General features: G+C 62.7%; 13 protein-coding genes and 1 pseudogene. 3 read left to right on the top strand and 11 right to left on the bottom strand.

Annotation, left to right across the window (positions count from 1 at the left end; all coding sequences use genetic code 11):
* Positions 1 to 47 precede the first annotated feature (47 nt).
* From ahpC to OIK44_RS10645, 3 genes are all read right to left on the bottom strand, one after another.
* Positions 48 to 611: an alkyl hydroperoxide reductase subunit C gene (gene ahpC, locus OIK44_RS10655; RefSeq protein WP_273670723.1), complete on the bottom strand. Its 564-nt coding sequence runs from the start codon at positions 609 to 611 to the stop codon at positions 48 to 50.
* Positions 612 to 802: 191 nt separating this feature from the next.
* Positions 803 to 1,192 carry a DUF3597 domain-containing protein gene (locus tag OIK44_RS10650; protein ID WP_273670722.1) on the bottom strand — a complete coding sequence of 130 codons (390 nt, stop codon included), beginning with the start codon at positions 1,190 to 1,192 and terminating at the stop codon, positions 803 to 805.
* Positions 1,193 to 1,395: 203 nt separating this feature from the next.
* Entirely contained in the window at positions 1,396 to 3,669 is a 2,274-nt protein-coding gene (locus OIK44_RS10645) for a YgiQ family radical SAM protein (RefSeq protein ID WP_273670721.1), read from the bottom strand.
* A gap of 286 nt (positions 3,670 to 3,955) precedes the next feature.
* Between OIK44_RS10645 and OIK44_RS10640 the strand changes: the two genes are divergently transcribed.
* Positions 3,956 to 4,468, top strand: a complete 513-nt coding sequence (locus OIK44_RS10640; protein WP_273670720.1) for a DUF1269 domain-containing protein — start codon at positions 3,956 to 3,958, stop codon at positions 4,466 to 4,468.
* Positions 4,469 to 4,504: 36 nt separating this feature from the next.
* On the opposite strand, the gene OIK44_RS10635 is transcribed toward OIK44_RS10640, so the two are convergent.
* The 4 genes from OIK44_RS10635 to OIK44_RS10620 all read right to left on the bottom strand — a co-directional run bounded on the left by OIK44_RS10635 (position 4,505) and on the right by OIK44_RS10620 (position 8,071).
* Positions 4,505 to 4,777, bottom strand: a complete 273-nt coding sequence (locus OIK44_RS10635; protein WP_273670719.1) for a DUF4404 family protein — start codon at positions 4,775 to 4,777, stop codon at positions 4,505 to 4,507.
* An 11-nt stretch (positions 4,778 to 4,788) separates the two neighbouring features.
* Positions 4,789 to 5,001 carry a VF530 family protein gene (locus OIK44_RS10630; protein WP_273670718.1) on the bottom strand — a complete coding sequence of 71 codons (213 nt, stop codon included), beginning with the start codon at positions 4,999 to 5,001 and terminating at the stop codon, positions 4,789 to 4,791.
* 175 nt (positions 5,002 to 5,176) lie between these two features.
* Positions 5,177 to 7,312 carry a M3 family metallopeptidase gene (locus OIK44_RS10625; protein WP_273670717.1) on the bottom strand — a complete coding sequence of 712 codons (2,136 nt, stop codon included), beginning with the start codon at positions 7,310 to 7,312 and terminating at the stop codon, positions 5,177 to 5,179.
* A gap of 183 nt (positions 7,313 to 7,495) precedes the next feature.
* Positions 7,496 to 8,071 carry a TMEM175 family protein gene (locus OIK44_RS10620; protein ID WP_273670716.1) on the bottom strand — a complete coding sequence of 192 codons (576 nt, stop codon included), beginning with the start codon at positions 8,069 to 8,071 and terminating at the stop codon, positions 7,496 to 7,498.
* Between the two features lie 887 nt (positions 8,072 to 8,958).
* Between OIK44_RS10620 and OIK44_RS10615 the strand changes: the two genes are divergently transcribed.
* Together OIK44_RS10615 and OIK44_RS10610 are read left to right on the top strand one after the other, a co-directional pair.
* Positions 8,959 to 9,210: an AbrB/MazE/SpoVT family DNA-binding domain-containing protein gene (locus OIK44_RS10615; protein ID WP_273670715.1), complete on the top strand. Its 252-nt coding sequence runs from the start codon at positions 8,959 to 8,961 to the stop codon at positions 9,208 to 9,210.
* Positions 9,211 to 9,259: 49 nt separating this feature from the next.
* A pseudogene (locus tag OIK44_RS10610) lies at positions 9,260 to 9,427 on the top strand (type II toxin-antitoxin system PemK/MazF family toxin); the annotation flags it as partial.
* Between the two features lie 33 nt (positions 9,428 to 9,460).
* Here the strand turns inward: OIK44_RS10610 and OIK44_RS10605 are convergent.
* The 4 genes from OIK44_RS10605 to OIK44_RS10590 all read right to left on the bottom strand — a co-directional run bounded on the left by OIK44_RS10605 (position 9,461) and on the right by OIK44_RS10590 (position 12,444).
* Entirely contained in the window at positions 9,461 to 9,949 is a 489-nt protein-coding gene (locus tag OIK44_RS10605; protein WP_273670714.1) for a hypothetical protein, read from the bottom strand.
* A 71-nt stretch (positions 9,950 to 10,020) separates the two neighbouring features.
* Positions 10,021 to 11,430 carry an eCIS core domain-containing protein gene (locus tag OIK44_RS10600; protein WP_273670713.1) on the bottom strand — a complete coding sequence of 470 codons (1,410 nt, stop codon included), beginning with the start codon at positions 11,428 to 11,430 and terminating at the stop codon, positions 10,021 to 10,023.
* Between the two features lie 228 nt (positions 11,431 to 11,658).
* The gene (locus OIK44_RS10595; RefSeq protein ID WP_273670712.1) at positions 11,659 to 11,862 is read right to left on the bottom strand and encodes a SlyX family protein; all 204 of its coding nucleotides are present in this window, start codon (positions 11,860 to 11,862) and stop codon (positions 11,659 to 11,661) included.
* A gap of 111 nt (positions 11,863 to 11,973) precedes the next feature.
* Positions 11,974 to 12,444: a cache domain-containing protein gene (locus OIK44_RS10590; RefSeq protein ID WP_273670711.1), complete on the bottom strand. Its 471-nt coding sequence runs from the start codon at positions 12,442 to 12,444 to the stop codon at positions 11,974 to 11,976.
* Positions 12,445 to 12,529 lie beyond the last annotated feature (85 nt).

Here is a 12,529-nt window from a genome sequence, read left to right as displayed (position 1 = left end):
GCCGGAGCGGACCGGCCGGTCCGGCATCGATGACTGCTTACAACGACTTAGATCTTGCCGACCAGGTCCAGCGACGGGGTCAGCGTGGCGGCGCCTTCGGTCCATTTCGCTGGGCACACTTCGCCCGGATGCGAGGCCACGTATTGCGCTGCCTTGACTTTGCGCAGCAGCTCGGAAGCGTCGCGGCCGATGCCGTTGTCATGCACTTCCAGCACTTTGATCTGGCCTTCCGGATTGATGACGAAGGTGCCGCGCAGTGCCAGACCTTCTTCTTCGATCAGCACTTCAAAGTTGCGCGACAGAATGGTGGTCGGGTCGCCGATCAGCGGGTAGTTCACTTTCTTGATCGCGTCCGAGGTGTCGTGCCATGCCTTGTGGGCGAAATGGGTGTCGGTCGAAATGCCGTAGATTTCCACGCCCAGTTTTTGGAATTCGGCGTAGTTGTTGGCCAGGTCTTCCAGTTCGGTCGGGCAAACGAAGGTGAAGTCGGCTGGGTAGAACACGAACACCGACCATTTGCCCTTCAGCGATGCTTCGCTGACGTCGACGAATTTGCCGTTGTGGAAGGCGGTTGCTTTGAATGGTTTAACTTGGGTGTTGATCAGAGACATAGTAGTTTCCTCGTGGTGTGGTGAATCAATGAAACGTAGTTTACGGTGTTTTCGTTCATATGCAAAATTGATTGTTGCAATAGTTTTGATACATTTTGACTATCGCGCCGTGCATAAGAAGAACAGTATTATCCCTGTTCCTGCCGTTTCGGGAGCGGCCGCCGGAAACGCCGGCCGGCCGCGGTGGGGGATCAGTCCTTCAGCTCGGCGGGCACCTTGCCGCCATTGGCCGCGAGCTTGTTCATCACCTGCTTGTGCAGCCAGATGTTCATCGACGCCGAGTCGTTGCTGTCCCCGCTGAAATGCAATTCCTGCGCCAGCTCCTTGCGGGCGGCCAGGCTGCTGTCGAGTTCAAGCAACTTGAGCAGGTCGACGATGGAGCTGCGCCAATTGAGCTTTTCGGCGTGCTGCTGCGCCTTGTCGTTGAGCAGGGCCTCGACGTCGACTTCTTGCATCGCCACCGGCGCGGCGGCCGGGCTGGCGGCGCTGGCTTCGGCGGCCGGCGCGGCGGCCGCAGGCGCGGCCTCGGCGGGCGCATCGCGGTGGAAGATCTTGTTGAAAATATTGCTGAGCATACCCATAAAGCACCTCGGAAAAAGTGATGTGGATGAAGCCTCTGCAGGAGGAAATATACGTCTGGACATCACCGCCGGGGGCGGGGCTTGCGCAGAGGAAAGGCGAGCGTAGGCGCGGGGCGCCTACCTCAGAGGAAAGATTGGGCCGCGCGCCATTTTTTCAAGGCGCCTTGTGCTGCCGCCCCCGGCGAAGCGGCAGCGGGCGGCGCTTACTTGCGGCCGCCGCGGGCGGCGCCGGCGCCGGCGCCGGCGCCGCCACGCGCCGACTTGGCGCCCGGCTTGCCGCCGGGCGGCAGCGCGGCCGGCTTGGCCTTGGTCTTGATCGTCGACAGGATGGATGGCCGCACCTTCGACTCCACGGCCGTCACCTTCGGCGCGGCGGCCGTGCCGCCGAGCGCGATACGGCTCTTGCCCGGCGCCGCCTTGAACTTGTCGGGCGTGCCCGCGCCGGAGGTCTGGCGGCTGCGCTCGCCGGCGGCCAGGCCGCCCGCCTCGGACGAGGTCCAGGCCGGGATCAGGTGCTTGTCGCCATTGCCGATCAGGTCGCCGCGGCCCATGGCCACCAGCGCCTCGCGCAGGATCGGCCAGTTGGCCGGGTCCTGGTAACGCAGGAAAGCCTTGTGGGTGCGGCGGATCTTGCCGCTGCGGGCCGTTTCGACGACTTCCGACTCGGCCGTCACCTTGCGCAGCGGATTCTTGCGCGTGTGATACATCGTCGTCGCCATCGCCATCGGCGTCGGCATGAAGGTTTGCACCTGGTCCAGCTTGAAGTTGTTCTTCTTCAGCCACAGCGCCAGGTTCAGCATGTCGACGTCGGTCGTGCCCGGGTGGGCCGCGATGAAGTACGGGATCAGGTATTGCTTCTTGCCGGCTTCCAGCGAGAAGCGGTCGAACATTTCCTTGAACTCGTCGTAGGCGCCTATGCCCGGCTTCATCATCTTCGACAGCGTGCCTTCCTCGGTGTGCTCGGGGGCGATCTTCAGCAGGCCGCCTACGTGGTGGGTGACCAGCTCCTTCACGTACTCGGGCGAGCGCACGGCCAGGTCGTAGCGCAGGCCCGAGCTGATCAGCACTTTCTTGATGCCGGGAATCGCGCGCGCCTTGCGGTACAAGGAAATCAGCTTGCTGTGGTCGGTGCCGAGGTTGACGCAGATCGACGGGTAGACGCAGGACAGGCGGCGGCACGACACTTCGATGGACTTGTCCTTGCAGGCCAGCCGGTACATATTCGCCGTCGGGCCGCCCATATCGGAAATGGTGCCGGTGAAGCCTTTGGTCTTGTCCCTGATATGCTCGATTTCGCGCAGGATGGACGGTTCCGAGCGGCTCTGGATGATGCGGCCCTCGTGCTCGGTGATCGAGCAGAAGGTGCAGCCGCCGAAGCAGCCGCGCATGATGTTGACCGAGAAACGTATCATTTCCCAGGCCGGGATGTGCGCCTTGCCGTAACTGGGGTGGGGGGCGCGCGCGTAGTTCATGTCGTAGACGCCGTCCATCTCGTCCATCGCCAGCGGCAGCGGCGGCGGGTTGATCCAGACGTCGCGCTCGCCGTGCGCCTGCACCATGGCGCGGGCGTTGCCGGGGTTCGATTCCAGGTGGAACACGCGCGAGGCGTGGGCGTACATCACCGGGTCGTCCTTGACGACGTCGTAGGCCGGCAGGCGCACGACGGTCTTGTCGTGCTGCTCCTTGGCCTGCGCCAGGCGCTCCTCGCGCGACATGATGCGGATCGGCTTGACGACTTCCGGCGCGGCGGCCGCGTTGTCGGTGGCGCAGGCCGTCTTGTCCTCCTGCGCCATCGCGTAGGGGTTGTGGTGGGCGTCGACCTTGCCGGGCACGTCGACCCGGGTCGAATTGGCCACCGACCAGTCCTCGGCCGGCAGCCAGCCCGGCGCCACCATGAAGGCGGTGCCGCGCAGGTTGCGGATGTCCTTGATGTCCTCGCCGGCGGCGAGGCGGTGGCTCAGGTCGACCAGGGCCCGCTCGGCGTTACCGAACAGCAAAATATCGGCCTTGGAATCGGGCAGCACGGAGCGCCGCACCTTGTCCGACCAGTAATCGTAGTGGGCGATGCGGCGCAGCGAGGCCTCGATGCTGCCGATGACGATGGGCGTGTCCGCATACGCCTCGCGGGCGCGCTGGGCGTACACGGTGACGGCGCGGTCGGGGCGCTTGTTCGGCTCGGCGTTGGCCGTGTAGGCGTCGTCGGAGCGGATCTTGCGGTCGGCCGTGTAGCGGTTGACCATCGAATCCATATTGCCGGCGGTGATGCCGAAATACAGCTTCGGCTTGCCCAGCACGCGGAAGGCGTCCGCCGACAGCCAGTCCGGCTGGCTGATGATGCCGACGCGGAAGCCTTGCGCCTCCAGCAGGCGGCCGACCAGGGCCATGCCGAAGCTGGGGTGGTCGATGTAGGCGTCGCCGGTGACGAGGATGACGTCGCAACTGTCCCAGCCCAGCGCGTCCATTTCGGCGCGGGACATGGGCAGGAAAGGCGCGACGGCAGCGCGGGCAGACCGTTTAGGAACGGTCGCAAATAAATTGGTAGGGGAGCTCATATGGAACGAATTGTACCGGAAATGTCAAGGCGCGGCCTCAAGCCAGCGCCTTTACGGCACAATTTTATGAAAAAAAACGTTTATTTTTCAATCACTTGTGAAGTTTACCCAAGAAAAACGGGCGATGGCGGCGCCATCCGCAAATGGCGTTTGCATTTTATTATCGCGCCTACTATAACTAAGAGACCACCATCGCAACGAGGAGAACGCCATGCGTCGCAGACTGTACTTTATGTTACCCAGCGTGGCGAGCGGACGCGCCATGCTCGACGAACTGTTGCTGGCCCGGATAGAGGAGCGCCACATGCATTTCCTGGCGCGCGAAGGCACCTTGCTGCCCGACATGCCGGACTTGAACGCGCTGGAGAAAACCGACCTCGTGCATGGCGCCCAACTGGGCATGCTGATCGGCGGCGTGGCCGGGTTGGGCGCCGGCATCTTCCTGGTGATGTTCCCGCCCGACGGCCTGACGCTGCGCACCGTGGCCATCCTGGTGGCCGCGCTGGGCGGCGCCATCTTCGGCGCCTGGGCCTCCGGCATGAACGCGGCGGCCGTGCCGAACACGCGCCTGGCGCGCTTCGCCGAGCGCATTTCGCGCGGGCAGGTGTTGCTGATCGTCGACGTGCCGGTGCGGCGCGTGAAGGAAATCGAGTCGATGATAGAGCGGCGCCATCCGGAAGTGAGCTTCGGCGGCGAGGAACCGCCTATGCTGGCGTTCCCTTGACGATCAGGCCAGCGGGGCCGGCGGCCCCGCAGCGGTTCAGATGCCCATGTTCGCCAGGATCGTGCCCAGCTCGCGCAGCGCCGGCTCCAGCTGCGGGTGCTGGACCGCGAACTTGGCAGAGATTTCCTGGGTGCGCTCGGCCAGGCCGTAGGTGGTGCTGTCCTGCGTATCCTCGACGCGGCGCTCCAGCAACTGCTTGATGTCCCCGTCCAGCTGCAACAACAATTCCTGCAACTCCTCATCGACAGGACCGGTGAGCGCCAATTTGGCGCGCAGGTTTTTTAACGATGCCTTCAGATTGCTGTCCATGCTATTTCCCGTCAATTGGTAAACTGCGTCACGAGGTAGAGCTGCTCCACCTTGGCCCTGGCCCACGGGGTCTTGCGTAAAAACTTCAGGCTAGACTTGACGCTGGGCTCGCTGATAAAGCAATTGATATCGATACGCTTGGCCAACTCGGCCCAGCCGTAATGCGCCTGCAAGCGCGTTACGATCGCCTCCAGCGTCACGCCATGTAAATCCTGCTCGTTCATAGTTACATCTTACTCATATTTATTGATAACGCACATACTGCCGAAGCACTAGTTTGGCAAAAATCCAAGCGGCGCACTACGGCATGATAGCAAGGACCGGGGCCGGCCCCCGGAGTCCGGCCCCGCCTGTGCACCGCCGCCGGCGGGCGGCGCACAGGCGCGGCTGGCGGACGGCTTACTTGCCGGCCAGGCCGCGGCGCTCCAGCAGCGCATCGACCTTGGCGTCGCGGCCGCGGAAGTTGCGGAACAACTGCAGCGCGTCGTCGGTGCCGCCGCGCGCCAGCAGCTTCTGGCGGAACCAGTCGCCGTTCTTGCGCAGCAAGCCGCCGTTTTCCTTGAACCAGTTAACCGATTCCGCGTCCAGCTTCTCGCTCCACAGGTAGGCATAGTAGGCGGCCGAATAGCCGCCCGAGAAACTGTGCGAGAAATACGTCGTGCGGTAGCGCGGCGGCACCGGCGCGAAATCGACGCCGGCCTCCTTCAGCGCGGCCGCCTCGAACGCCAGCACGTCGGACGGCACCTGCGCCGGCGTCAATTGATGCCAGCGCTGGTCGACCAGCGACGCAGCCAGGTATTCCGTCGTCATGAAACCCTGGTTGAACTTCTTCGTGCCCATCACCTTGTCCAGCAACTCCTTCGGCATCGGCGCGCCCGTCTGGTAATGCTTGCCGTAGTTCTGCAGCACTTCCGGCCACACGGCCCACATCTCGTTGACCTGCGACGGATACTCGACGAAGTCGCTCGGCACGCTGGTGCCGGAGAAGCGCGGATAGGTCACGTCCGAGAACATGCCGTGCAGCGCGTGGCCGAACTCGTGGAACAGGGTCGTGACCTCGTCGAAGGTCATCAAGGTCGGCTCGCCGGCCGGCGGCTTAGGAATGTTCAAGTGGTTCGCCACCACCGAATGCGTGCCCAGCAACTTCGACTGCGACACATATTCGTTCATCCAGGCGCCGCCGCGCTTGTTGCTGCGCGCATAGAAGTCGGCGATGAACAGGGCCAGCGGCTTGCCGTTGGCGTCGATGACGTCATACACGCGCACGTCCGGGTTGTAGACCGGCAAATCCTTGCGCTCCTTGAAGGTGATGCCGTACAACTTTGTGGCGGCGTAGAAGACGCCATTGTTCAGCACGCTGTTCAACTCGAAATACGGTTTCAACTGGTTCTCGTCGAAATTGAAGCGCGAGGCGCGCAGCTTGTCCGTGTAGAAGGCCCAGTCGGCGGCGCCGACCTGGAAACCGCCTTTTTCCGCGTCGACCAGGGCCTGCAGGTCGGCCGCCTCGCGGCGCGCGTTGGCCACGGCCGGCTTGGCCAGGTCCGACAACAGCGTATTGACGGCCAGCGTCGTCTTCGCCGTCTGGTCTTCCAGCGCGTAGGCGGCGTAATTCGGGTAACCGAGCAGCAAGGCCCGTTCGGCGCGCAGCTTGGCCAGCTTGACGACGGCGGCGCGGTTGTCGAACTCGCCGCCGCGGCTGCCGCGCGTCATCGACGCCTCCATCAGGCGCTGGCGCACGGCGCGGTTCGTCAGCACCGCCAGCGGCGCCTGGCCCGTCGTGTTGGTCAGCGCGATCAGGAACTTGCCGTCCTGGCCGGCGGCCTTGGCGGCGGCGGCGGCCGTGTCGATGGCGTTCGCCGTCATGCCGTCCAGCTCGGCGCGGGTGTCCACCAGCAAGCCCAGCGCATTAGTTTCCTTCAACAGGTTCTGGCTGAACGCCGTCGCCAGCGCGGCCAGTTCGCCGTTGTAGCCCTTCAGCGTTTCCTTGTCGGCGGCGGACAGCTTGGCGCCGGCGCGGACGAAATCGGTGTTATAGCGTTCCAGCAGGCGCTTCGCCTCGGCGTTCAGGCCCAGCTTGTCGCGCTTCGCGTACAGTGTGGCGATGCGCCGGTACAGCTTGTCGTTCAACAAGACGCTGTCGCTGTGCGCGGCCAGCTTCGGCGACAGGTCGCGCTCGATCTCCTCCATCGCCTCGTTCGTGTTGGCGCCCGACATGTTCTCGAACACGGCGCGCACCCGGCCCAGCAACTGGCCGCTGCGCTCCAGCGCGACGATGGTGTTGTCGAAGGTGGCCGGCTTGGCGTTGTTGGCGATGGCCTCGACCTCGGCCAACTGGCGCTTCATGCCCTCGGCAAACGCCGGCGCATAGTGCTCGTTGCGGATCTTGTCGAACTGCGGCATATGCAGCGGCAGCGGGCTGGCCTGGAAGAAGGGATTGACGGCGGCAATCATGGCGGCTGGGGCCGCTGGTGCGGCGTGGGCGACATGGGCCAGCAAAATACTGGCGGCGAGGACGAGCATTTGAGGACGGGCCATAACATCTTTCAATGGTAGTACAACAGAGGTCGCGATAGTGGCGGACTATGGCGGGCTAAGCGCCAGATCATAGCAGCAGAGAACCATTGAGTCATCAGCAACGATATAAACGGTTCGCCGGCGATGTCGGCGGCGCCGGAGCGGCCCTTGCTTCGGCATTGCGGCGATCTGCCTGGGGCCGGCTCAAGGCGCCAACCGACTCTCGATGCGGCGGTCGGGGATGAACCACAGCACGGCGACGCCGACATAGAAGGCGACGCCTATCCACGCGTGCAGCATCGACAGCGGAATCGCCAGCGCGTAGGCGGCGACGGACACCAGACCCTTGCGGTCTTTTCCCAACGCCAACGCCAGCGACGAATCCTTGCCGTGGTGGGCGACCAAGGCGAGCGCCAGCAGCTTGTACGCCAGGCCGCACATCAACAGCACGACGCCGTACAGGGCCACCGGCACCGATGCGACGTGGTTCTCGCCGACCCAGCCGGTCACGAAGGGGATCAGCGACAGCCAGAACAGCAGGTGCAGATTGGCCCACAAAATGCGGCCGTCCACGCGCGTGACCGCGTGCAGCATGTGGTGGTGGTTGTTCCAGTAAATACCGACGTAGATGAAGCTCAGCAAATAGCTGAGGAACACCGGAATCAGCGGCTGCAACGCCGCCCAGTCAGCCACATGCGGTACTTTCAGTTCCAGCACCATGATGGTGATGATGATCGCGATGACGCCATCGCTGAATGCTTCCAGTCTTCCCTTACCCATCGTTTTTATCCTTGTTAACCTTGTATATGAACGTTGTTTGACTGACAGCTTACGCTCCGAAGTAGACGTTGGGGTGATGCGATGGATGGACTTCAACATTTGATTCAGCGATTGCCATAAGCCGCTCGCTGGAATGGCGGATAGGCACCATTTGTTACCCACCATCAGCAAGTCCTAGACTTCATCCGAATGAAGCCGCCCCGTAGCGCCGCAACTCTTCCGAGATGATAGCGCGGTGCTCACGCCAGTATCTTGCGGCTAGCGCCAAGTAGAAAAACAGGACAAAGCCTACGATTAGCCAGAAGATTGATAAACTCAAAAGTACGCTGTCCCCCTTAATCAGGCCAAAAAGAAGGCATGTTGGGGCACCAAACAGTGAAAGCACAAAGGTTACGCCTGCATTGTCGGTCCTCGCCGGCATAGGACGTCGAGCCAAATGTCGGCCCCGTGCAATTTGGAATGCAGCATCATCCAAAAGCTCTAATCGAACAAACTCTCCCTCTATTGCCTCATGCTCGACTAAGGCAGCAGTTCGACGTAGCAATTTCATTTGCAGCACCTCTTCGACTTGTCAATTGCGGTGCGTAGGCCACTCCACGAACTCAACAAAGCCCGCACCTGGCCGATAGCAAGCTTTCGTAAAACAAGTGTTCTCCGACGACACAGCGGACATGGGTCCACATATCAAACTCTTGACTGCTTGGGTCTATGCGCAAACCATATCGGATTGATATCGAAATCGCAAACCTTGACTCAGCCCCTTCCCGTCATTGGCAGTATCTTATTTTCTACATTGTCCAGCATAACCAGACCTTAGTGCACTTTTTTCCTCTTTTCTTGGCTTCGCGGACAGGGCGAATCTACAATGAATAAACATTGGAGGATCTATGGAATTGTCAGTTCAAAAGTGGGGCAACAGTGCGGCGGTGCGGTTGCCGACTGAACTCCTGGGTGTGCTCAAAGTTACATTGGGCGATAAATTGACCGTTGATGTCAGGGCAGATGGTGTTCTCCTGAAAGCAAAGCGCCCTGCGTTTTCCTTGAATGATCTGCTTGCCCAGTGCGACAACAGCGCACGGGAGCCTGCGGATATGGCAGCATGGGGTAACGCGCCTCCGGTAGGCCGTGAAGCATGGTGAGGCCCGTCAAGTTCGCGTGGGGCGACATTGTGATGGTTGGTTTAGAACCGGATTTGCCGCCTCGTTGAGCGGGGCCGGAACCAAGACGCAAGGGGTGGCGCTCGTGAACCAAATTCGCATGCTCGATCTTGAGGCCCGTGGCGCAAAGCGAATCGAGACTGCCCCTGAATTTGTCGTTGAAGATACCCTCGCGCGTCTTCGTGCGATTCTCGACTGAGAGAAAACCAAACGGGGTCTGGTCTTGTCCAGTTTAAAAGCCGCGCAGCGCCGTCGGCGTGAAGAAAATGTCCATGTCGAACAGCGTCAGCAGGGCGCTCTGATATCCGTTATCGGCGCCTCGGCCGCCACCAGCTTTATTGAAGAGCAGCGCGACGTTGACGACCAGCCGCCCCTTCAGCCCGGCCTCCGGTAGCGCGCCCGCGTCGAGCTGGGCGGCCAGCGGCACGCGCCAGCGATGCGATCCCCCGCCCCCGATGCGCACCGTTTCATAGCGCTGGGTTTCCGACGAGTTAAATTTCTTGGCAGGTTTGGACAGTACCGTCCCTTGCCCGTCGGTTACCGTCAGCATGATGAAGGCCGACGTTTCGGCGTTGACCTTCAGTACCACCTCGTCTGCGGACGGATTGCGCAGCTCGACGTCGACTGCGGCAGCGCCGCCATCGCTCCCTTGCGCTACGCTCAGGCTGGCTTCGAGATTGCTCTCCGGGTCGGTAACGCAATGTGCATGGTCTGGAAACATGTTTGCCTCTTTGGTCTGGGGGGCCGCTATGCAGTTTGAGAAAGTCAGCGCGCATGCGAGCAGGGCACCGCTTAGGGCGGACATGCCAGCGCCGTCTTGCGCGTCCGGATCGTCGCGATCATCGGGTCGACGACGGCGTGCTCGACCACGTTGAAGGATGCCGCCAAGGTGTGCGCGGCCGTCTTGTTGTTGGCGGCCACGTCGCCCGCGTGGAAGGTCGCCATTGCCGCCGTGAAAGCCGGCAGGGCCTTGATGGCCGCCTTGGCCGCCGCCGCGTCGGCAATGCCGGCTGCCGGCACGCTCAAGGCTTCGACGGCCGTCTTCAGCGTGGCGTAGTGGGGCGCGATGTCGCCACGGTATTGCGTGATGTGCAGGTTTTCGTGCGCCTGGACCGCCGACAGCATGTAGAAGCCGGAATGGGCGCCCTGGTTGGCCACAGTGTTGAGGCTGGTAATCATCGTTTGCAGCGTGGCGCAACTGGCTTCGGCGGCGACGCTCGCGGCCGTGACTTCGGTGACGCCCGGCAGCAGCCGGACGCCCTGGCGGGCCTGTTGGTTCGCCGTCGTGATGACGCATTTCCAGCTGGCGCCGCTGGCGAATGCGGTGATGTCGATGACGGCGTCGTCCTCCGCCGTGACGCCCCAGCCCGCCGGAATCTGGTCCATGATGACCGGGAGGAAATTCAACGCCGCGAGGCCAACGGGGGCGACAGCGGGGACGCCGGCGTCGGCTTGCCGCTGCAATTGGCGCGCGGCCGTGTCGCGCGCGCCGCTGTGCCGCGAACCCGCCGCGCCTTGCTGGATGGTATGGGTCAGTTCGTGCGCCAGTAGCCGCCGGCTGTCGGCGTTGCCCGGCGTGTAGGCGCCGCCGCGAAAGAAGATGTCCTGGCCCAGCGTGAAGGCGCGCGCCCGCAGCGCGCGGCTGTGGGCGTCGGCCTCGTGGTTGGTGTGGATTTTTATGGCGCTGAAATCGGCGCCGAAGCGCGGTTCCATGAAGCCCCGTTCGGCTGCGCTCAAGGCCCGCCCGCCGCCGCGCATTGCCTCGATCCGGTTGGCGGTGTGCGCGTCGAGGGCGGGGCCGGCGGCGCCCCGGCTTGTGCTGCGCTGGACCAGCGCCTTTTCGGCGGCCATCGACTTCATGGGTTCGTCTTCGTCTTCGATTCCTTTCAGGCCGGCGCGCTTGTCCTGCCCGGGCGCCTGCATCACCATGTCGGCGACGCGGTCCGCTTCTTGTTCGTCGCGGTCGCCGGGCGCGCTGACCGTCAGCTTCGTTTGTATGCGGGCCGGTGCGGCGCAGTGGGTGGGGATGTGGCTGAAGTCGTGGCCGCCCCGGCACAGGCCGGCGCCAGGGGCGTGTTCTTGTTCATTGCCGCCGTCACTTTGCCGCAGCCGCTGTGCGGCTGGCTTGCCGAGGGCGGGCTCCCATCCCGGGCCGGGGTGCGACTGGCGGTGTTGTCCCAAACGGTGTGCGAAAGTGCGCATGTTTGTTCCCCTTTCGTCCGCTCATCCGAGGCCGGACTGTGCTCACGGGAGACAAATTTACGCGCTGGCACCTGCTCCCGGAGTGATGTCGCGGGCGGACCTCGCTTTCCGCCAATTTATTATACGGGACGAACATGGGCGGCGATGCCAGATTGTGGCGCCCCCTACAGGATATTGATGCCGCTCATGCGGTGCCGCTGAACTGCCGTCCGGGACGGCTTGCCGCGATCAGTAATGGGGGGGCGGTTCGTTGACCGGGCCGGCGCCGGACTGGGCATTGTTGCGCATGTGCTCGCCCAGTTTGTTCAGCATCGCTTCGAGCTGGTCGATGCGGCGCCCTTGCTGGTAGACCATCTGGTTCAGCGACTCGACCAGGTCTTCCTGGTGCGCAAGTTTGATTTCGATATCGATAAAACGTTCTTCATTGCTCACAAGGTGCTCCGGGGCGGTAAAACGGGCATTTTAACCGCCCGGGGCGGCCGGCGAGCAACTGGGGGCGTGTCGGCATGCCGCGACGTCGCATGCTGGCCCCCGGCACCCGGTTTATTTGATGTAGACGCCGCCGCAGACGATCAGGTCTTCGTGCGGCTGGCAGTACATGGCCTTCGGCTCGATTTTGCCGCTGACGGGATTGGTGAATTTATATTCCTGCCAGAACGGGACTTTTTTCTTCGCCATGTCGACGCGCTCCTTGACGAAGGCCTTGCCGTCGACGTCCTTGATTTCCATGAGGTTCTTGCCGACCATTTTCGCGTTCGCGCCGTGCGCGTGGACAACGCCGTCGAGGCCGTACACGACCATGTACAGGTCGCGGTCGGTGAACTGGCCCGTCTTGTTGCCGATTTCGGTGTAGGTTTTGTCCTTGCCGTTGGCCTTCAGGTAGGCGACGGTTTTCTTGACCATCGTTTCCGCCTCCGGCTTGCTGACCAGCTCGGCCGCGAATGTGGGTGCCAGCAGGGCGCCCAGCAGGGCGGCGCCGGCGATCCGGCAAAGAAGTCTGGTATGTACAGTCACTGTCACCTCCATGAGTTCAAGCCGGATTGGCTGATACCCATGCTAGCACGACAATTTTCAGTTTAATAGTAGGATATTTGTCACG

The sequence above is a fragment of the Janthinobacterium fluminis genome, assembly GCF_028595325.1.
Classification (GTDB): Bacteria; Pseudomonadota; Gammaproteobacteria; order Burkholderiales; family Burkholderiaceae_D; genus Janthinobacterium; species Janthinobacterium fluminis.
This window is presented reverse-complemented; position numbering and strand designations above follow the sequence as displayed.